General features: G+C 44.8%; 17 protein-coding genes. 15 read left to right on the top strand and 2 right to left on the bottom strand.

From position 1 onward, the window contains the following. Positions 1-97 precede the first annotated feature (97 nt). Positions 98-1,495 carry a Do family serine endopeptidase gene (locus B3157_RS10300; RefSeq protein WP_214060398.1) on the top strand — a complete coding sequence of 466 codons (1,398 nt, stop codon included), beginning with the start codon at positions 98-100 and terminating at the stop codon, positions 1,493-1,495. Between the two features lie 103 nt (positions 1,496-1,598). Here B3157_RS10300 and fabZ read toward each other — a convergent pair whose 3' ends face one another. Further along, positions 1,599-2,012, bottom strand: a complete 414-nt coding sequence (gene fabZ / locus B3157_RS10295) for a 3-hydroxyacyl-ACP dehydratase FabZ (protein ID WP_214060397.1) — start codon at positions 2,010-2,012, stop codon at positions 1,599-1,601. A gap of 132 nt (positions 2,013-2,144) precedes the next feature. Between fabZ and B3157_RS10290 the strand changes: the two genes are divergently transcribed. From B3157_RS10290 to fabF, 4 genes are read left to right on the top strand one after another with little or no spacing between them, the layout of a single operon-like run. After that, a complete protein-coding gene (locus B3157_RS10290) occupies positions 2,145-3,098 on the top strand; it encodes a DUF561 domain-containing protein (protein ID WP_292590359.1) in 954 nt (317 codons plus the stop codon). After that, complete coding sequence (gene fabD, locus B3157_RS10285; RefSeq protein WP_214060395.1) at positions 3,092-4,027, top strand: ACP S-malonyltransferase; 936 nt, start codon at positions 3,092-3,094, stop codon at positions 4,025-4,027. The genes B3157_RS10290 and fabD overlap by 7 nt, the downstream gene beginning before the upstream one ends. 27 nt (positions 4,028-4,054) lie before the next feature. Further along, positions 4,055-4,303, top strand: coding sequence for an acyl carrier protein (acpP, locus tag B3157_RS10280; protein WP_099828787.1), 249 nt, complete (start codon positions 4,055-4,057; stop codon positions 4,301-4,303). A 1-nt stretch (position 4,304) separates the two neighbouring features. After that, on the top strand, positions 4,305-5,528 hold the full coding sequence (gene fabF / locus B3157_RS10275) for a beta-ketoacyl-ACP synthase II (RefSeq protein ID WP_292590358.1): 1,224 nt from the start codon (positions 4,305-4,307) through the stop codon (positions 5,526-5,528). A gap of 118 nt (positions 5,529-5,646) precedes the next feature. On the opposite strand, the gene trmB is transcribed toward fabF, so the two are convergent. Continuing rightward, positions 5,647-6,588 (bottom strand): tRNA (guanosine(46)-N7)-methyltransferase TrmB, encoded by a 942-nt coding sequence (trmB, locus tag B3157_RS10270; protein ID WP_292590357.1) that lies wholly within the window; start codon positions 6,586-6,588, stop codon positions 5,647-5,649. Positions 6,589-6,759: 171 nt separating this feature from the next. On the opposite strand from trmB, the gene hpt reads away from it, so the two are divergent. The 10 genes from hpt to B3157_RS10220 are packed head-to-tail and all read left to right on the top strand — an operon-like array spanning position 6,760 to position 20,330. Beyond that, positions 6,760-7,293 (top strand): hypoxanthine phosphoribosyltransferase, encoded by a 534-nt coding sequence (gene hpt / locus B3157_RS10265; protein ID WP_214060392.1) that lies wholly within the window; start codon positions 6,760-6,762, stop codon positions 7,291-7,293. Beyond that, on the top strand, positions 7,293-7,604 hold the full coding sequence (locus B3157_RS10260) for a hypothetical protein (protein ID WP_099828783.1): 312 nt from the start codon (positions 7,293-7,295) through the stop codon (positions 7,602-7,604). The genes hpt and B3157_RS10260 overlap by 1 nt, the downstream gene beginning before the upstream one ends. Beyond that, on the top strand, positions 7,601-8,497 hold the full coding sequence (locus tag B3157_RS10255; RefSeq protein ID WP_214060391.1) for a DegV family protein: 897 nt from the start codon (positions 7,601-7,603) through the stop codon (positions 8,495-8,497). The genes B3157_RS10260 and B3157_RS10255 overlap by 4 nt, the downstream gene beginning before the upstream one ends. Beyond that, positions 8,497-10,854, top strand: coding sequence for an ATP-dependent DNA helicase RecG (gene recG, locus B3157_RS10250; protein ID WP_292590356.1), 2,358 nt, complete (start codon positions 8,497-8,499; stop codon positions 10,852-10,854). The genes B3157_RS10255 and recG overlap by 1 nt, the downstream gene beginning before the upstream one ends. Before the next feature lies 1 nt (position 10,855). After that, complete coding sequence (gene rsmD, locus B3157_RS10245; protein WP_214060389.1) at positions 10,856-11,413, top strand: 16S rRNA (guanine(966)-N(2))-methyltransferase RsmD; 558 nt, start codon at positions 10,856-10,858, stop codon at positions 11,411-11,413. Then, a complete protein-coding gene (locus B3157_RS10240) occupies positions 11,410-11,859 on the top strand; it encodes a Mut7-C RNAse domain-containing protein (RefSeq protein ID WP_292590355.1) in 450 nt (149 codons plus the stop codon). The genes rsmD and B3157_RS10240 overlap by 4 nt, the downstream gene beginning before the upstream one ends. Then, positions 11,856-14,567 carry a GAF domain-containing sensor histidine kinase gene (locus tag B3157_RS10235; RefSeq protein WP_292590354.1) on the top strand — a complete coding sequence of 904 codons (2,712 nt, stop codon included), beginning with the start codon at positions 11,856-11,858 and terminating at the stop codon, positions 14,565-14,567. Before B3157_RS10240 ends, B3157_RS10235 begins: the two co-directional genes overlap by 4 nt. After that, entirely contained in the window at positions 14,545-14,904 is a 360-nt protein-coding gene (locus B3157_RS10230) for a response regulator (RefSeq protein WP_349680390.1), read from the top strand. The genes B3157_RS10235 and B3157_RS10230 overlap by 23 nt, the downstream gene beginning before the upstream one ends. A gap of 23 nt (positions 14,905-14,927) precedes the next feature. Beyond that, positions 14,928-19,655: an SLBB domain-containing protein gene (locus B3157_RS10225; protein WP_292590353.1), complete on the top strand. Its 4,728-nt coding sequence runs from the start codon at positions 14,928-14,930 to the stop codon at positions 19,653-19,655. 12 nt (positions 19,656-19,667) lie between these two features. Next, complete coding sequence (locus B3157_RS10220; protein WP_214060328.1) at positions 19,668-20,330, top strand: CpsB/CapC family capsule biosynthesis tyrosine phosphatase; 663 nt, start codon at positions 19,668-19,670, stop codon at positions 20,328-20,330. Positions 20,331-20,332: the final 2 nt, after the last annotated feature.

Here is a 20,332-nt window from a genome sequence, read left to right as displayed (position 1 = left end):
ATAACAGTATATCACCAACCAATTCCTTGAACAATGAACAAAAATCTTCAGTCAAATTGATACCGGAGTAGCCAACTCGAAGAAGGAGGTCAGAGTTATGAAGAAGGTTTTTGTAGTACTTGTTGTAGTTATGTTATCAGTGGCTTCTCTGGCCCTGGTTAATGAAGGCTACGAGAGCCCAGTTATTAACGTAGTTGAAGCAGCAGGACCAGCAGTTGTCAAAGTAGACGTTGAGGCGACAAGGAAATATTCCATCAGAGATCCTTACGGTTTCGAGGAATTCTTCAGGCGTTTTTTTGGTGAAATTCCCGATCAGAAGGTGACCGGCGTTGGGTCCGGATTCATCTTCAGTAAAGATGGCTATATTTTCACTAACGAACATGTTGTCGCTGGAGCAGACAAGATATCGGTATCTCTTCTCGACGGCAACGTCTATCCGGCAAAGTATATTGGAGGAGACGCCGAACTGGACATTGCCGTGATAAAGATCGAACCTGACGGTGCCGATCTTCCCATTGTTGAAGTCGGTGACTCCGACTCTCTTAGGATAGGCGAATGGGCAATTGCGATAGGCAATCCTTTTGGTCTAAAACACACAGTTACCCTCGGCGTGATCAGCGCTGTCGGCAGGCAGCTACCGAAACCCGACGGTAACGGAGTCTATTCGAATCTTATCCAGACTGATGCAGCAATCAACCCCGGTAATAGTGGAGGTCCACTCCTCAACATTTACGGTCAGGTTATCGGAATCAACACAGCCATTATATCTCCCGACGTTGGGACTTCTCTTGGCTTCGCAATACCGATCAACGTTGCTATGAGATTCGTTGATTCGATAATCGAAACGGGATCGGTTCAGAGGGCTTATCTGGGAGTATACATGGACTCCGTCACTGAGGCAATCTCTCGATCGTTGGGTCTCAAAGTTGATAAAGGTGCCTTAATAACCGATGTCGTACCTGACTCAGCTGCTGACAAGGCGGGAATTAGGCCACAAGACGTAATAATCGGATTCGAAAACCTTGAGATCTCAAACTCCTCTGAGCTTAGAGCAGCTGTACTCAACTACCCTGCTGGTTCTCAAGTTAGAATCACGATCGACAGGTTCGGAGAGAGAATTGTTGTAACTGCAGTCCTTGGGACTCTTTCTCAAGAAAGTACTTCTTCGCAGGAAGAGAGTGAAGAGCCAAAAGCTTTCGAGAGCTCTTTAGGCCTCTCAGTTTCCGAGATAACTCCTGAAGACAGAGAGCGTCTCGGCCTTTCTCAAGAGTTCAGAGGGATAATCGTTAGGAGTGTAAGCACAGAAGGAATAGTATACAGGCTGGGCATAGGCAAAGACGACATAATAACCCGTTTAAGCATAAATGGAAATCAGGTGGCTATTGATAATGTAAGTGCTTTTGAAGAAGCTGTTGATAGCATAAGAGAGGGAGATTACGTGGCTTTCTTCGTCTATAGAAGCGGCGTAAGATTCGTTGCTTCTTTCCAGTTCTAAAACGGAAATGCCGTCACCCTTCGAAGGTGACGGCTTACCCCCTTTAGTCCCCTGTGCAGGATCAACGCCTAAATTATAGCACAGGGGTTTTTTCTTTCCAAAATCATTGATCTAGCGAAGTGACAAGTAGAACTGCCTTGACAGAAAGTTTGCCGTCTACAAAAGCTGTAGCATCTATTTTGGCAAGATTCATCTTTCTTCCAATCAGTCTGATTGAGTATTCGAGTCTGCATGGAGGTTTAACTATGGTCTTGAACCGAGCCCTTTCTATTCCTACGAACAAAGGGGTTGTCCCAGGCTTTAGAAGAAGAATTCCCGCCGTTTGTGCTAGACCCTCAATTATTAGTACTCCCGGGTAGATTGGGCACCCGGGAAAGTGACCTCTGAAAACGGGATCATCTTCAAGGATATCTCTGTAAGCTTTAGCCTCCGTTTCTCCAATAGATGTTACACCATCCACTAACAGAAAAGGGTCTCTGTGAGGAATTCTCTCTTGAACATACTCCTTGTCTTTCAAAGCTCTCCTCCTGTAGCGTTTCCGGTCAATAAGACCGCAAAGCGTCCGAAATCCATACTTTATTGGTCTCCTTGGGCCCTGGTATAGTGTTGCTGACTCTTTATCAGCATTTCCGTGCCAGGAGGAACGACATTGACGAGACAGGGAAGAACACTAACTGAACTATTAGGAATAAAGTATCCAATATTACAGGGAGGGATGGCCTGGATTTCAGACAACGGCTTGGCAGGGGCTGTTTCAAATGCTGGCGGGTTAGGGATTATTGCTGGCGGTAGCCTTTCGGCGGAAGAGTTACAGACTGAAATCCGAAGAACAAAAGAGATCACATCAAAACCTTTTGGCGTAAATATTATGCTTCTCTCTCAGAACATCGAAGATCAAATAGAAGTTGTCTGCCGAGAGAAGGTACCGGTGGTGACCACAGGTGCAGGAAGCCCATCACGCATTATTGAAAGGCTCAAGTCTTCTGGGACAAAAGTAATCCCGGTTGTTGCTTCAACGGCACTTGCACGAAGGCTCGAAAAACAAGGTGCTGACGCAGTAATTGCCGAAGGAATGGAAGCCGGTGGCCATATCGGAAAGGTGACAACAATGGTTCTGGTGGCTGCCGTTGCATCCGTAGTAAAGATCCCCGTTATTGCTGCCGGTGGAATCGCAGATGGAAGAGGGCTCGTAGCAGCTCTTGCTCTAGGGGCAAGCGGAATCCAGATGGGAACAAGGTTCATTTGCACGACGGAGTGTTCGGCACACCATAATTACAAAGAAAGAGTTCTTTCATCAAATGAGCTTGATACAGTCGTTACAGGGATCTCAACCGGACATCCTGTCAGAGCCTTCCGAAATAAATTGACTAGGAAGATTGAAGAACTTGAAAGACAAGGTAACGGAGTCGAGGCAATTGAAAGAGTGGCGATTGGCGGCCTTAAAAGAGCCGCAAGAGAAGGTGATCTCAATTTTGGCTCGCTCATGGCCGGTCAATCTAGTGGATTGATCAGAGACATCAAAAGCGTAAGTGAGTTGTTGGAAGAAATCATCGGGGAAGCCGAAGAGGTCATCGAAGTTTTGGGAGGGATCAAGAGATGGTAGCATGGATATTTCCTGGTCAGGGGAGTCAGTACGTTGGAATGGGAAAGACGCTGTTCGAGGAAAGCGCCATAATACGAGAATTCATTGGGCTCTCGGGCCGAATGCTTGGATTTGATATGTTAAGATTGATGCTTGAAGGTCCGGAAAGTGAGTTGACTCTTACACAGAATGCTCAGCCGGCTATTCTCTCTGTCAGCATCGCTCTTTCGGATTTCCTCTCGGAAAGGGGTGCTAAACCTGATATTGTAGCAGGTCTATCTCTTGGAGAATTCAGCGCGCTTACTGTTGCGGGATCACTTGAGTACGCTGATGCTCTTCGACTTGTCAGGTTGAGGGGAATAGCGATGCAAGAAGCAATTCCACCCGGTGAAGGAATAATGGCGGCAATCATAGGTTTACCCAATGAGGTCGTAGAGAAAATCTGTCTGGAAATCTCTTCTGAAGAAGAAGTTATCGTTGCCAATTACAACTGTCCAGGCCAGGTTGTGGTTTCGGGAACTACAGAAAAAGTGCGTTTGGTAACTTCAATGGCACTGGAAGCAGGTGCTAGAAAGTGCGTTGAGCTTTCCGTCAGCGCACCTTTTCACAGTCGATTCTTACAGCCAGTAGGCGATGTCTTGCGGGACTTTCTGAAGGACGTCAAGGTGAGTCCTCCTAGAATCCCCGTGATCTCAAACGTCACTGGAGACTTCTTCCCCGAAGATCCAGAGGAAATCAAAGAACTCATAATCTCCCAGGCATATAAGCCAGTTAAATGGGAACAATCAATAAGAAGAATGATACAACTTGGCTCGGACAGATTCATTGAAGTAGGACCCGGAAAGGTTCTTAGCGGATTTATGAAGAAGATTGATAGAAACGTTTCGATTAGCACAACAGATTGCGAAAGCCTTGAAGTAATAAGAGAATTCCAGGAAATCGCTAACTAAAATACTTTTAAATGAGAGGTGAGTTCAATGGAAAAGACGTCTACTGTACAGGAAAGAGTGATTTCGATCGTAGCAGAGAATCTGAGTATTGAAGCTGGAGAAATCGTCGGAAGTTCAAGATTCATAGAAGATCTTGGAGCTGACTCCCTTGACTTGGTAGATCTTGTAATGGAACTTGAAGACAAATTTGATATCCAGATCAGCGACAGTCAGACTGCAAGCTTCAAGACCATCGATGACGTTGTGAAATTCATAATCAAACTGGAAGAAAGATAGGATGAGAAGAGTCGTAATAACTGGAATGGGTATAATTTGTTCAATAGGAAAGAACCTATCGGAGTTTTGGGAGTCGCTAGAATCTGGTAGATCTGGTATTGACTGGATTGACACTTTTGATGTCACTCAGTTTGGATCAAAGGTTGCTGGTCAGGTAAAAGACTTCGATCCTGTTGCATTTATGGGCAAAAAAGAAGCAAAAAGAAACGCAAGATTTGTTCAGATGGCTGTTGCAAGTGCTTGCCAGGCGTACGATGATTCCGGTCTGGACGGAAAGATTTCTAATCCTGAAAGGGCTGGGGTGGTCTATGGTGTAGGTCTAGGCGGAATGGATGTCATTGAGGATCAGCACTCCGTCTTGATGGAAAAAGGCCCCTCGAGAATCAGCCCTTTCCTGATTCCCATGACTATCGCGAATATGGCACCAGGACTTCTCGCCATACGTTTCATGTTCAAGGGTACAAACTTCACTGTGTCCACAGCTTGCGCCTCTGGCACAAATGCGATTGGTGAAGCAACGAGGCTTATAAGAAATGGGATAATCGATATCGCGATGACCGGCGGTTCTGAAGCCACGATCACGCCCCTTGCTCTTGCCGGCTTCTCGAATATGACAGCCCTATCACGTGGAAATCCTGAAAATGCTTCAAGACCGTTTGATCGCGAACGCGATGGATTTGTTATGGCCGAAGGATCCGCAACACTGATCATCGAGGAATACGGGCATGCTTTGAAGCGTGGAGCAAAGATCTACGGGGAAATCGCCGGATACGGTTCAACCGATGATGCGTTTCATATCACTTCACCCGAGGAATCTGGCGATGGAGCTTACAGAGCTATGAAAATGGCTCTTGAAGAAGCCGAAGTTGACCCATCAGAAGTTGACTATATTAACGCTCACGGCACTTCTACACCCTTAAACGACTTGATGGAGACACGAGCCATAAAGCGTCTATTTGGGAGTAGTAATGGGCTCAACATAAGTTCCACGAAGTCAATGGTCGGACATGCCCTGGGAGCCGCAGGAGCAATTGAATCTGTAGCAACTCTTCTTGCAATTCAGAACTCTTTCGTTCCACCAACGATTAATTACTCTATCCCCGATCCTGAATGCAATCTGAACTACACACCAAATTCAGGAGTTGATAGGAAAATCAACTACGCCCTAAAAAACTCATTTGGCTTTGGAGGCCATAACGCTTCTTTGCTATTCAAGAAGCTCTAACTATCTTAATCGGGCGGGGCGCATCTGCGCCCCGCCATAGCTATGATTTGCCCGGTTCAATGAAAGCGCTTCCTACCCTATTAAGAAAAGCAGAACTTCCCAAAAATGCGCCTCACTATTAAGCTCGACTTTCGTCACCAAGTATCCGAGATAGCGTTCTAACGGCGAATTTTACCGCTCTGGTCCTAAAAGGTTTCGCTTGACTATCTAGTTGAATCAGCCAAACTTCTTCCCTTTTGGAAAGACTTATATAGAATCTTTGAGAATAGCCTCTGTCAACCGAAAGAGTCTCAATTAGAAAGACCTCATTGTCAAGCTTTCTGTAGACCCCCATGAACTTGACAAACATCTCATCACTAGAAAACGACCGCCCTGCAACTCTATCGAGCCGGGACTTGTCGATGTTCTTCACCCACAAATGCGACAAGTTAACCACATCCTCTTCACATTTCACTGCTTTGCTGTTTCTTCTACAGATGAGTCTGAATATCTCCCTCTGCATAGCCAGCCATTTTCTCTCGTATCTAGTTCCCACTCCGGCCGTTGGATTTATTTCGACTGTGTCCGAATCGAAGAGACCAGTTAGGTCTACGCTCGAGCTCATCTCAGAGATGAATTCCTTCGAATCGGAATAGAGCTGAAAGAAACCCCCTTTTTTTAGAACCCGCCCAATCTTCAAAACGAAATTGAGGTCGTTCAGCCGCCGATTTGAATGTCTTTTCTTTGGCCACGGACAGGGGAAATTCATATAAACACCGGACAGTGAATCCTTAGGAATTACGTTATTTAAACAGAAAGACGCATCCGTCAGAAGCACTCGGACGTTTTCTACAAGCTCTCTCTTAAGCGATTTAAGAAGTTTCTCTGTGCTTATTACAGACAACTCAACTCCCAGGAAATCTTTTGCAGAATTATCAATCGCTTTCTGAACAAGGAACTCGCCACTACCGAACCCCACTTCCAGGTATGTTTCGCTTTCCCTCCCAAAGATTGTAGGCAAATCTAGAGGAATCTCATATTCGGAAGCGTCGAGGTAATTACTCAGAAAATGTTGATCCATACAATCGCCCCATTCTGTAGGCAAAAAGATTAGCCAAGAAATCCGTGCAACTTCACAAGAAGGATTGTAACCTACTCAACCTCGCATTTCCACTTAATGCTTCATAAGAATAGATCGTTTCATAGTCTTTCTACGATGGTATAATTATCATGACTGCCGGAGGTGAAGGAAATGCTCTTTGATCCTGCTAAGATCGCGGTTCTTTACTCAGAAGAGGCCCTTGAGAGAATTGTTAGTAGACTTGCAGAAGAAATCAACAGTTACTACTCCCCGATTACTGAAGAGATAACGGCTGTCTGCATTCTGAAGGGCTCAGTTCATTTCTATAGCGATCTCCTAAAGAGACTTGAGTTGAAGGTGCGCTATAATTTCGTTCATGTTTCCAGTTATTCAGGAGTCTCCACTACGGGAAGAATTCGTGTGAAGACATGGGTGGATGAATCTGTTACGGACCGTTACGTTCTTCTTGTTGAAGACATAGTTGACACCGGAGGAACTTTGAGATACATAATAAACTATATCTGGAAGCAGAAACCGGCAGACGTGAAACTGGTCTCGCTCTTTGAAAAGACTATTCACGATCATGGAGTTGTGATAGACTTTACCGGCGAAAGAATAGGCGATCAGTTCATTGTTGGATATGGACTTGACTATGATGAAGTATACAGAAATCTACCTTACGTAGGTTATTTGAAAGGTGATTGATGAGAAGAGGCAACATTGTTACACTTGTTCTCTCTGTCTTACTTCTGAGTATCTGTATGATAACTTCTTTTTTTGCACTGAGTGTAGTGAACTCAAATCGCAAAAACACGCAGTTAATGCTTGAGGCTTCAGTAAAGAGAGGAGTAAGGGTTTCTGCCGAAAGACTTCTTCAGTTCAGCATAGATAATGGCAGACCACTTGCTGTGGAACTTAACGGGTATTCACTGGAGACTGATTTTGTCGATGGTAGATGGTGCGTGAGAATAGATAACGGAGACGACCAAGAGCAGATTTTCGCCGAAGGAAGGTGAACGAATTGATTGCGGTATCCGTTGATTCAGGTTGTGCGCCAACGAGAAGTTTCGTTGAGGAGCATAAACTCTTTTTCATGGGAATGAAAATCATTATTGATGACAAGGAATATAACGACGAGTTTGACTTCATGGAGAATGTTTTCTACAATATCGTCGAAAGCTCCAGAGAGTTTCACACAGCTCAACCGCCACTCGGACAGGTTCTTGATTACTACAATGACATAAAGTCAAAAGGTTACACGAAGCTACTTGATATTCATTTCTCATCGAAGATGTCGGGTCTGTATGATACTTGCGTTATGGCCTCCAAAATGGTGGAGGGGCTGGAAGTCACAGTTGTTGATACCAGAAAAGTCTCTATTGGAGCTCATTTGATCGCTAAGAAACTTATTGAGTTAATAGAACGAGGGTTGGAGATCGATGAGGCAATATCGAGAGTGCCGGAGATAATTCAAGACACGTTCATGGAATTCAGCGTTCCCACGCTGAAATACTTGATAAAGAATGGAAGAATAGGAAAAGCACAGGGGCTAGCCGGAACCTTGCTCAACATCAAGCCGATTCTTTCAGTTGATGAAGAAGGATATATTAGTCCTGTGGCGAAGCTTAGAGGTATGAAGAAGTTGCAGGAGCAGATGGTTTCAAACGTCCTTGAGTTTCTCGAGAGAAGGAGAGAATCAGTTGTTTTGTACTCGATCTACGGGAGCGAGGAGTACTCGGATATTGCGAAAGAAACAACCGAAAAAACCGTCGAGTTGATCGAAGAGAATTTAGGCATCCAAAGAAATGAGATTGAACTTGTTACCGGAAGAATCTGGCCAACAATAGCCTGCCATAGCGGACCCGCAGTCTTTGGCCTGGCGTGTTACGGGGAGAAAGAAAGAAAGTAATGCTTTTTGAGCAAGTCCTTGACGAATGTGAAATGCTTTTCGAAGCTTCGCTCTCAGGAAGAGACAATGAAGTTCTCTTCTCAGAACTGAAGCGAATCGTATCTCAGACAGACAAAGAGGAGTTTTCCCGATTTCCCTTACTCAACGAATACTTGTCCAAATTCGTCTCCTACTTCTCGAAAAGCGAAGCGCTTAGTCAAGATAGAAGGAAAAAGAGACTGATAAATGGACTCGAAATGGTAGCAAAGTTGAGAAGGATTTTCCTTCTGCGAACTGTTGACGAAATCGAGGCGCTACTAGGAAGGCCCGCATCACTCTCAACACCCATAAAGTATGCTTACTCAGTCGGTGAAGCAAGATCCAAAATTCTTAAGAGAATGGATATCGAAACAATTGGTGATCTAATCTATTACTTTCCGAGAGACTACGAAGATCGAAGGGTGATTCTCCCGATTTCGTCACTTTCAGCTGATTCCAAGGTAAGTGTAAGGGCGAGAATACTTAACTTCTCAGTTAAGAAGGTTTCAGGCTACACGATAATCTCTGCAGTCGCAGGCGATGGCTTCGGTCAACTGCTTCTCAAATGGTTCAATCAGGACTACATTCTACAAAAGCTCAAGAAAGACAAAGAGTATCTCATTCACGGATTGGCAAAGAAGACCCCATTTGGTCCTCTGGAGATGAACTCTCCGGAAATCGAAGAAGTGAATGGCGAAGTCTCGGGTGAGATTCTGCCCGTCTACTCCCTTACTTCAGGAATCTCTATGAAAATGATGAGGAAAATAACCAAGCGCAATCTTGGTGTTGTGAGATCCCTAGAAAACCTTATCCCTCTGAAGATCAAAGAAAGAAGGCAGCTCCTCGAAAGAAAGCATTCATTCACTGCGATACATTTTCCCAAGAGCATGTTCGAAGCAAGAAAGGCTCGCGAAACGCTTGCATATGAAGAGTTTTTCTTATTTGAGATTGCAGTTCTTTCTCGTAGAAGACAGATGAGGTGTAAATACCAAGGCCTACCTAAGGAAATCGCCGGGATTCTCGCCGAAAGACTTGTAGAGTCCCTGCCCTTTGAGTTAACAGAAGATCAGGTAAAGGCTTTCAGAGAGATAAGAGATGATATGAGGGCCACCTCGCCAATGAGCAGGTTGCTTCAGGGAGATGTGGGCTCTGGAAAGACACTTGTAGCCGAACTGGCAATCACAGACAACTATGAAGCTGGATATCAGAGCGCCTTGATGGTTCCAACGTCTGTCTTGGCAATGCAGCACTTCGAAAAGATGAAGAAGGATCTTGAACCGCTCGGTATCGACGTCGCACTGTTGACTGGTTCACTCAAGAAGACTGATCAGGAGAGTATCAGAACCAGATTGACAAAGGGAGAGATAGACGTAGTGGTTGGAACCCATTCCCTAATTCAGGAGGGTGTGGAGTTCAGAAGCCTTGGTCTTGTTGTGGTTGACGAACAGCACAGGTTCGGAGTTAAGCAACGTGAAACATTGACTTCAAAGGGGAGACTTCTTGATAGTCTTGTCATGACTGCGACTCCTATCCCCAGAACACTTGCCTTGACGGTATACGGTGATCTTGACGTATCAACAATTCATACGATGCCAAAAGGAAGATCGCCAGTACGAACGATACTGCTTGCCCGAAGCAGGATCGATCATCTCTATTCATTCATTTCGGAGGAAATAAAGATGGGTCATCAGATTTTCTTCATTTATCCTCTCGTAGAAGAGTCAGAGCAAGTGGACCTGAAAAATGCAACAGATGAAGCGGCAAGGCTAAGAGAGAAAGTCTTCCCTGGTACAGGAGTGGAACTGCTCCATGGAAGACTAACCGACACCGAAAAGCAAGAGATTATGCAGAGATTCAAATCAAAGAAGAGCATGATTCTTGTTTCCACAACTGTTGTTGAGGTAGGAATTGATATACCTTCGGCAACCGTTATGGTTATTGAACACCCCGAAAGATTTGGAATGGCGCAACTTCACCAGCTCAGAGGACGTGTAGGAAGAAGCAATCTCAAGTCGATCTGCGTCATGCTAATGAACCGAGCGATTTCGGGCGAAGCGCTCTCGAGGTTGAGAGAGTTTGCTTCGACCGCAAGTGGATTTGATGTTGCTGAGCTCGATCTTAGACTTCGAGGCCCCGGTGAGTTCGTTGGTTTGAGGCAGCACGGAATGCCTCAATTTCTTCTCGGCGACATTGTCGATGATCGAGATCTCCTTTTCAAAGCCAGGGAAGATGCTCAGGAGACTATTGAAAGAGACCCCGATCTTCTGGAGCATGGAGCTCTCAGAATCGAAATGCAGAGGCTATACTCGGAAAGAGTAAGATTGATAGAGGTTGGATAGTATGTTGGTCATAACGGGAGGGAAGTGGGCTAGACGATCTATAAAGACTCCTCCAAGGAGGAGTACAAGATATACACCTCAGTCCGCCAGAAAGGCCCTTTTCGATATAGTGGACGTGAGCTCGAAGACCTTTCTTGATCTCTTCTCAGGAAGCGGGATAATTTCTTTTGAAGCATTGAGCAGAGGCGCAATAGATGTAACATCAGTTGATTCATCAAAGAAGGCATGTCAATCAATTCTCGAAAGCAAGAATGGACTTGATCCTTCAGCGGACTTGAAAATAGTCTGCTCCGACTTTCGCAGAGCCATCCCTTCCCTCGTAAGAAAGGGTGTTGAATTTGATATTATCTTTGCAGATCCCCCTTTTGATGAACAATATATTAAACCTCTTATTGAATTGCTAGAACAAAACTCTGTCGTTCTAAACTCTAGAAGTCTCCTGATAGTCGAAACTTCAAAGAGAGAAAGCGATTCTCTTGCAAGAACCGGTACTCTGTTTAGGCTTATCGATCAAAGAGAATATGCAGGGATAGTATTCTCGATCATGGTGAAGAAATGAAGTTCCTAGTTGAAGACTCTCTTACAAAGCTGGCGAAGAAGCTCCGGTTTCTTGGCTTCGACACCGAGATATGCTCAAGAAATGAGATTGAAGGAGCTGTCAGTAATCGAGACGTATTTCTTACCAAGAGCAGGAAAGCTCTCGAAATTGCAATGAGATTCAGGATCAGATGTTACCTTATCAAATCTGAGAACTGGAAGTCGCAACTGAAGTCGGTCGTTCACAGGTTCAGGATAAATTACAAAGATATCGATTTCCTCAGCAGATGTTCAAAATGCAACGGCGAGCTAGAAATAGCCTCTCTTGAAGATCTTTGCGGAGTACCGGACTATATACTACTTACAAAAGAGAGCTTCTCAAAGTGCAAGAAATGCGGTCATATCTACTGGGAGGGAAGTCATGTTGAGCACATGAGACTGATAATAGAGATTGTCGAGAAGTGGTGATTGAACTGAGAGGAACGGGGTTTGAAACATCTTCTGATGAGATAATCCAGAGAATACTGAAAAGAATAGCGCTGGAAATCTCATCGGAACCATCACTCTTTATTCTGGAGAAGTACCGGGATGTCTTCAAGGAAGTGAATTTCAGAGAAGGATTCACCCGTACAGGAAGGGAAATTGGATTGAATAAGAATCCCTTTCTGAGAGAACTAAACAAAGCTGAAGTGTTCGAGAAGGAGATAGTCCTTTCTACTCATCTCGAGGAACACAAGGAAAAGGTTAAGTTCATAGGTTTGTTTTGCGAGGGTGAACCGCTTGGCCTTTTGACCTTCCCTACAAAATCTAAAGTCAAAGGCTCACTCGGAAGCTGGATAAAGGAGCTAGAAATGGTTCTGCACTATTCAATCAAGAGATCGCTAGAAGAAGAAGGCTACAGGAGACTGAAGCTTGTCTCTCGATTGACTTCGGTTCTCGAAACGGAAACCGATTCGGAAGAGCTTGTATATAGATCTCTTGAAATTGCCAGAGAGATGTTAAGGGTTAGATGGATCTTCTTTCTTGAAAGGCTTGACACCTCATTTCACCTTAGGGCAGCGATTGGTGAAGGAACAAGTCCTTTACGAGGAATAGAGATGAGTATTTCCGATGAGCAACTTGATGTTCTCTCAAGAGAGAGGCTTTTTGTTTCAGCCAAGAAGTCGGATCTTTCATCAGTAATCTTCACAGAAGAAGTCTCCGTGGGTTCGTTCATAGCAGTTCCACTCTTGGTCGAGGGAATGGTAGTTGGATTGATTGTTGCTGCCGATAGAGAAGAGGTAGAAGGTGAATTCAGAGCTTACAAACACCTTGACAGAGAAGATTTGAAGATGCTTGATGATATGAGTAGAAGGATGGCATTTGCCATAAGTAGGTTAAGACTTACTTCTCGACTGGAAATAGAAGTGAGAAAACTCAGGCAGCTCGGAAAGAAGCATGAGGAACTAATAAGCGAACAGAAAGAGCAACTCTTCAAATTGAGCGTGCTTCACAAAATCACAGAGGCAATGAAGAGAAGCCTTGACAGAGAGAGAATAATTAGAATTCTTCTTATGGGCGCAACCCACTCCTCCGGACTTAAATTCGATAGAGCAATATTCTTCAGAGTGGATAACGCACGTTCTGTTCTTGTTGAAGAGAGCAAAATGCTCTCAAAAAGCAGAGAAAACTCGGACAGATCAGTGTATAGCGATCTAGCAAGATATCTTCAGGATGTGTCGCTTGAGGAATCTTCAAAAGATGAAAATGAATCTGGGGCGTTGATTTCTTACCCGGGTAATATCATCCTTGAGAGAGTAGTCCTGAGGAAGAAAATCGTTCATGTCACACCCGAAATGCTTAGGCTGAGAGGGGAAGAGTTGGCTCTTCTCAATAGGATCATCGGTTCAGATGAATACTTGATTGTTCCCGTATCCGGTGAAGAAAAAGTATTAGGAATTCTGATAATCGACAACAGTGATTCTGGAAAGAGAATCAGCAATGCCGATACGGAGATTCTCGGGTTGCTTGCCGACAGCACAGGGGTAGCTCTGGAGCTTACGGAGAACTACGAGAGAATTGTCCAAATGGCTGAGAGCCTTGAGAAGGAGAAAAACCTATCTAATTACTATCGTAGGTTTGTATCAAGTATTCTTCAGTCTCTCGAATCGGCAATAATCGTCTGTTCGGTTGAAGGCAAAATAACAGAGGTAAACAGAACCGCTGAGTTCCTTCTTGACGTCAATAGAAATGACCTTATCGGAAAGAGCATCCAGTCCATGAATTTGAAACTCGACGGTATCATCGAACTACTCTTTGACGCGATGAGAATTGGAGAGACGATTACTTTGACTGATCAGCATTTTAACGCTTTTGGCGACAAGTATTTCGATGTTCAAATAACACCCTTGAGAGAAGAGAGAAGAAAGAAGCTTACCGGTGTGATTCTATCTCTAGATGAAATAACTAGAAGAAGAAAGCTGGAACAGGAGTTGAAAAGCAGAGAAAAACTCGCTGCTCTCGGAGAAATGTCTGCCAAAGTTGCTCACGAAATCAGAAACCCCATCACGATAATCGGCGGTTTTGTTAAGAGGATTCTGGCCTCTTCCGACAGGGAAAAAACTAGAGAATATGCGAAGATACTTATGGACGAACTCCGTAGACTCGACAGCATAGTTGGAGAAGTACTAGAAGCCTCGCGAAGAAGGAGTGTAACAACGGACGAGGAGTTCGATCTCGTTTCCATAACACGCGAGATACTTGCCGGTTTTGAAGAAAAAGCCGACCAAGAAAGTGTTAAACTTGTTCTATACTCAAGAAAAGATAAAATTGAGTATTACGGCAACAAAGACAGGATTAAACAGGTAATAATTAACCTTGTTCAGAACGCTATTGAGGCTTCTGAAAGTGATGGTGAAGTACGGATAACTATTCAAGAAGAAGATGATAGTATAGACTTTTCCGTCTGGAATGGCGGAAGAACGATACCAGAGGAGACCTTGAAGCGTATCTTTGAGCCGTTCTTCACTACCAAGACCCTTGGCACGGGTCTAGGACTTTCGATATGCAAGAAGATTGTTGAGGAACACGGGGGAGAGATTTCCGCTTCAAGCGGAAGCGGAGGAACTAACTTCACTTTCAGGTTGCCGACTAGAAGAGTTGGGAGGTTTGATCTTGAAAAGAGTGCTGATAGTTGAAGATGAAAAGAACATGAGGCTACTCCTTGAAGAAGAGCTCAAGGAATCGGGATATGAAGTCGAGGGCTCAAGTAGCGCAGAAGAAGCTCTGAGCATCTTAAAGCAGGGAACATCGTTTGATCTCATTACTATCGATGTTGAAATGGAAGGGATAAATGGACTTGAGCTAGCCGGCATATTGCGCGAAAAATATCCCGATAAGAAGATCGTTCTTTTGACAGCGTATACACACTACAAACATGATCTCTCTTCTTGGGCCGCTGACGCGTATGTCGTTAAGTCACCCGATTTCTCGGAATTGAAGTCTGAGATCAAAAGACTCCTGGAAGAGAACTGAAAATTGAAGAAGGAGGAAGTTACATGCGTTTGAGAATCATCCCGCTTCTAATATTGCTTGTTATTACAGTTTCCCTTTTCGGATACTCGGTTAGACCAGGTGATCTGCTATCAATATCTGTTTATGGTTCAGGCGATCTTTCCAGCGAAGTACTTGTTGGTCCTGACGGTACCGCTTCTATTCCACCGCTAGGAAATATTGCTTTACTGGGAAAGACTCTCGAAGAAATCCAATCTTTGCTTTCTTCTCAGTTCTTAAATCAGGGCATCCTTACATCTAAACCACAGGTTACAGTATCTGTGAAATCATATGCACCATTCATGTTCTACATCCTTGGGGAAGTAAACAAACCAGGGGCGATAGAGTGGCATGAAGGCACGATCGGAATCTCTCAGCTTCTTGCCCTTGCTGGCGGGCTCCAGGATGGGGCAGATCTCTCTTCTGCCTTCGTTGTCTATAAGGATGGAACCAGAAAGCACGTCGATCTGTCTTCCATTTTGTCGGCAGGCGAAGCTTTGAAGGAGAAGATTACGGAAGGTTCAACCCTATACGTTCCAACGGGTACAAAAGCATGGATCTTGACTATGGGAGAGTTCAGGTCACCTACTCTAGTGAAATTCAATCCAGGCATTACGTTAACCCAGGTTATTGCTAAGTCGGGCGGCCTTGCCGAAACGGCCGACAAAGAAGAGATTCTGATCATTAGCGATGAATTCCAGGGCAACTCATCCTCAATAAACCTGAATAGTATACTATTTGGAAGAGTAAGCGACCCGGAAGTCCCCGCCGGGAGTATCGTAATAGCAAACGATTCTTCATCAAAATCCGTGAAACTTCTTGGTGAGTTCAACAACCCAACATCGCTACCATACCGTGAAACACTTACCCTTCTACAGGCAATTGGAGAGGCCGGCGGCCTAAGACAAACTGCATCAGAAGGATTGTACATTCTGAGAAGCGGCGTCGCGGTACCTGAGTCCTTTGAAGTCGATAAGCTCTTGAGCGGTTCAATCGAGGACGTGAAATTGAATCCGGGTGACACGGTCTTCGTTCCTCGTCTGCGAGAAAGGTTCGTCTATGTCGCTTCAGCATCATTCGGCGGAAAAGTAGAATTCAGCATCGACGAGAATCTTACTCTTGTAAATGCTCTGGTTAAGGTAGACCTATACGACCCATCTAGTCTCGATTCTGTCGTGATAGTTGAACCTTCTGGAAAACGTTATGACTCCATCGAAAAAGAGGATATGCTTCTCGAGGCAGGCTCGATGATTATTATGCCCCACGGAGAGAAGACGGTCTTTGTAACTGGAGAGGTTAGAAACCCAGGCTCTCTACCCTTTTCAAATTTCGAAGAAATCACTCTCAGTAGAGCAATTGCTAAGTCAGGCGGTCTTAGTGAAAAGGCAGGACTTGTCGAGGTTCTTATGAAAGATGGAACAAGGCTCTTGTCAATAGAAGAGGCCACTAGAAGCTCTCTGGTCCTAGAACCGCAATCTATCGTTCTTGTTAGGGAGAAAGAACAGCGATTTGTCTACGTTGTCTCTTCCACAGAGGGAGGAAGAGTCGACTTTCAAGAGAATGAAGCCTTCACCCTGAGAAACCTCCTTGCCAGAATCAATCTCCTTAATTTCAAGTCAAGCAAGTCCATTTCGATTATTAGTTCAAACGGTACTAATCTAGAGATCCCTGCCTCGGAGTTGGAAGAGAAGGATTACTTCCTTGAACCCGGCTCAATCGTAATTGTTCCTGACACCAGCACTTGGGTATACTTGTTTGGAGAAGTGGGAAGACCCGGAAAAATCGAGCTAGATGAAGATGACCTTCTCTTAACCAGAGCCATTAGCGCGGGTGGAGGATTTTCGCAAAATGCCGACATTTCTTCAGTACAGGTTCTTTCAGGAACGAAAATAATCGACATCGATCTCGATAGAGTTCTTAAAGGTCTTTCAATAGACCCAAAAATTGAGTATGACGATTTAATCTATGTTCCAAGAATCGACAACAGATTCGTGTACGTTATCTCCGACAACAGCGGAGGCAAAGTTGACTTCTCTTCGGGAGAGAAGATCACATTGAGAAACGCTCTGGCGAAACTAAATCTCGTAGAGATTTCCTCAGAGAAGGAAATAAGAGTGATATCTCCTGACGGCGGCGAAAGAAGGATTCCTATCAGTTCTCTAATAAAGACTGACTGGGAACTTGAGACAGGAAGTGTTGTGTTCTATCCGCAGGCAAGCAACGTGGCGAATGTTCTTGGGCGAGTAAGAAACCCCGGTACAATCACCCTGAAACCCGGTATCCCCTTCAACCTGGCTACCGTGATTTCCGCTGCCGGTGGTTTTGATGACTATGCTGACAGATACGGCATAACAGTAATTGACTCGAGAGCAGCCTCAATAACCGTATATACTATGGATGATCTATCGAAGGATACCCCTCCGTCTATTCCTGATGGAGCAACAGTCTTCGTGCCCGAGATAGAATCAAGATATGTGTACATTCTTGGTGGTGTAAAGGAGCCTGGGCTCAAATTGATTAGCAGAGAAGAACCGAATCCCACCCTGACAAAGCTAATAGCAATATCCGGAGGGTTAATCGATCCTCTATCAAAAAACGTTGAAATAGTTGAATCCGACCAACGCAAGAAACTTGACCTTCAGGCAGTTATAAAGGGCATATCACTTGATCCACAGATAACAAGTGGTTCAATAGTATACGTGCCCGAGACTTCAGAACGGTTCGTTTACGTTATCTCAAGAGAAAAAGGCGGGAGAGTTGACTTTTCTAGTAATGAGGAGATCACCCTTAGAACTGCCCTTGCAAAGCATAACCTGCTTGATTTTGACTCAAACAGTAGAGTAACTGTGATTCTCCCCGACGGAACAAGAAGAGAAAGACAGATCTCCGATCTCAAAGATAATGACATGGTACTTTCACCCGGATCGATAATCGTGTATCCCAACGTTCTCCGCCAGATATTTGTGGTTGGTGCGGTAAATAGCCCAGGATTAGTTCAGTTCGAACCAGGAGAAAAAGTTACATTGACTACTCTAATTGCAAGAGCTGGCGGGATGACGCCACTTGCACTCAGCAACAAGATACAGATAACAGATCCCTTTGGTAGAACTTCCACAGTAAGTGTTGACCCAATACTACTAGGAAAGGCCCTCGATCTTACGCTTGAAGATGGGTCCTTCGTATATGTACCAGTTTATGAGGCTGTTAGAGTGAATGTAATTGGAGAAGTTAGAAACCCGGGAATCGTCGAGTTTTACAAGAATGAGACCCCTAGCCTGATGCTAGCCATTTCCAAGGCCGGCGGTCTAACAAATAGGGCCGCTTCGAATATAAAGATCACAGATCAAGATAGAGAGATTCGCTGGTTCGATCTAATTGAAGGTGAAGACATTCATTTGTCGGCAGGTCAGACTGTGTATATTGCCGGAGATGACCGCTACGTTTATGTTAGCGGAGAGGTGAATTCTCCTGGCAAGTATGAGTTTTCCTTCGAAGAGGAGATCACTGTTCTCAGAGCACTTGCGAGAGCAGGAGGAGAGAAGATTACTGCTTCAGACCAAGTTAGGATTCTTATGCCTTCCGGAGAGATTCTCCCGATTAGTCTGGCTGAAGTCAAGAACGAAGGTAGAGACACGGTAATTGAAGCGGGAAGCACGGTTATCGTTCCAAGAAAGGTGATTAGGATAACTGTTCTGGGTGCAGTAAACAATCCAGGCCTCTACACATTTAGCGTAGATGAAAGCCATTCTCTTTCTGATGCAATAGCAAAAGCGGGCGGAATAGTTGACGAGAATCAGGTTGGAAAGATAGTAATTCATGATGGAAAATCCGTCAGCGAGTTCACCGCATCGGTTCTGCAAAAGCGAGGGGATCCTCTATCAGACAACTCATACATTTATGTGTCGAGCAAATCTTTGATATCAATCACAGTGCTCGGCGATGTAGTAAGACCTGGAAAGTACGAGATCAGCGGAGAAAAACCTTCATTGGCGACAGCGATTGCAGTTGCTGGAGGACTCGACAAATCAGTGACTACGCTCAGTCTTGTAGGAATCGATGGCACAATAAAGCTGGTAGATGCACTGAAGACCGAGGAACTGGCTAGAAGCTATGTTAAGGATGATGATACCATTGTTGCGCTAAGAAACTATGATTCATTCGTTACTGTCGTAGGAGACGTCAAGTCACCAGGCATATTCTCTGTTTCAGAATATGGGGAGCTTTCGCTTGCAGAACTACTGAGTCTTGCAGGGGGTCTTGCCAGCTTCGAAACCAGGGGCAGAATCTTCATCTCTTATTCCGGAAAGACTGAAGAAGTGATTACTACCCCGGAAGATTTCCTCACATTAACCAGAAGGATTGTCCCACCGGGGTCAACGATATATGTTCCTTATTCTGAACCCGCCAGAGTGTACGTCTTTGGCGAAGTGCAGAGACCGGGAGTTGTAAGGTTCTATGATGGCATAACGGCAATCGAGGCGGTCGTCGAGGCGGGAGGTCCCACAAGCTATGCAGTTTTAGGTAACGCGCTGCTGTTCCAGGACCCTGACAAACAGCCTCTGGTACTTGATCTTGATCAGCAGAAGGGGAAGCCTGCGAAAGGCAACGTTCCTTTGACGCCGGGAAACATCATTTTCGTTCCCCAGTCGTCTATCGTGAACATCAAAGACATCATGTCGATTGTTGCTTCATCGCTTAGCATAGTGAATTCGGCCGTCGGCATATTCAAGTGAGGTTGATCTGCATTGAATATCGACTCTCACTGCCATCTGCTCCCTGGAGTGGATGACGGTGTTGATAGTATTGAGGAGTCTCTGGCACTCCTTGAAGAAATGAAGCTCAAGGGGCTTCAGAGACTTTACTTGACACCTCACCTTTTTTCCCCGATGAGTCCTTCGGATCCTGAACAGATAGTGAAGAGATGGAACGAATACCATTTTGAACTGAACTCTCACTCAGTTGAAGTCTTGCTTGGCTCTGAGATATTCTTTAGACCAGAGATACTGGACGTCGATCTGATTACTATGGGTGGGTCAGACACTGTTCTATTGGAGCTTCCAACGCAGCGAAGACCTCACTATCTGTTTGAAGTGATCGAAAAACTGCAGGTCAAGGGATTAAGAATAATACTTGCTCATGTTGAGCGTTATGAATACCTTTTCAAAAAAGGCGGGTTGTTTTTTGGCAAGCAAGAGCTTACAGACGATATACTTAGGCTTAGAGACATGGGAGTTCTCTTTCAGGTAAACTGGAACAGTCTGGACAAGAATCCCAAGACTCGGGTTCTTATCAACGAGGGAATAGCCGAGATCATTGGAAGCGATAAACACAAGTCTGGCGACAACAGACTCTTCATAGATTTTCACGATGATCGATGTAGGTTTTTTTTGAACGATTACTATCTCTAGAT

The organism is Mesotoga sp. UBA5557 (assembly GCF_002425715.1).
Classification (GTDB): domain Bacteria; phylum Thermotogota; class Thermotogae; order Petrotogales; family Kosmotogaceae; genus Mesotoga.
This window is presented reverse-complemented; position numbering and strand designations above follow the sequence as displayed.

Coding starts and splice junctions, on each gene's coding strand:
- B3157_RS10300 (WP_214060398.1), top strand. CDS start 98: ATGAAGAAGGTTTTTGTAGTACTTGTTGTAGTTATGTTATCAGTGGCT.
- fabD (WP_214060395.1), top strand. CDS start 3,092: ATGGTAGCATGGATATTTCCTGGTCAGGGGAGTCAGTACGTTGGAATG.
- acpP (WP_099828787.1), top strand. CDS start 4,055: ATGGAAAAGACGTCTACTGTACAGGAAAGAGTGATTTCGATCGTAGCA.
- fabF (WP_292590358.1), top strand. CDS start 4,305: ATGAGAAGAGTCGTAATAACTGGAATGGGTATAATTTGTTCAATAGGA.
- trmB (WP_292590357.1), bottom strand. CDS start 6,588: ATGGATCAACATTTTCTGAGTAATTACCTCGACGCTTCCGAATATGAG.
- hpt (WP_214060392.1), top strand. CDS start 6,760: ATGCTCTTTGATCCTGCTAAGATCGCGGTTCTTTACTCAGAAGAGGCC.
- B3157_RS10260 (WP_099828783.1), top strand. CDS start 7,293: ATGAGAAGAGGCAACATTGTTACACTTGTTCTCTCTGTCTTACTTCTG.
- recG (WP_292590356.1), top strand. CDS start 8,497: ATGCTTTTTGAGCAAGTCCTTGACGAATGTGAAATGCTTTTCGAAGCT.
- rsmD (WP_214060389.1), top strand. CDS start 10,856: ATGTTGGTCATAACGGGAGGGAAGTGGGCTAGACGATCTATAAAGACT.
- B3157_RS10240 (WP_292590355.1), top strand. CDS start 11,410: ATGAAGTTCCTAGTTGAAGACTCTCTTACAAAGCTGGCGAAGAAGCTC.
- B3157_RS10225 (WP_292590353.1), top strand. CDS start 14,928: ATGCGTTTGAGAATCATCCCGCTTCTAATATTGCTTGTTATTACAGTT.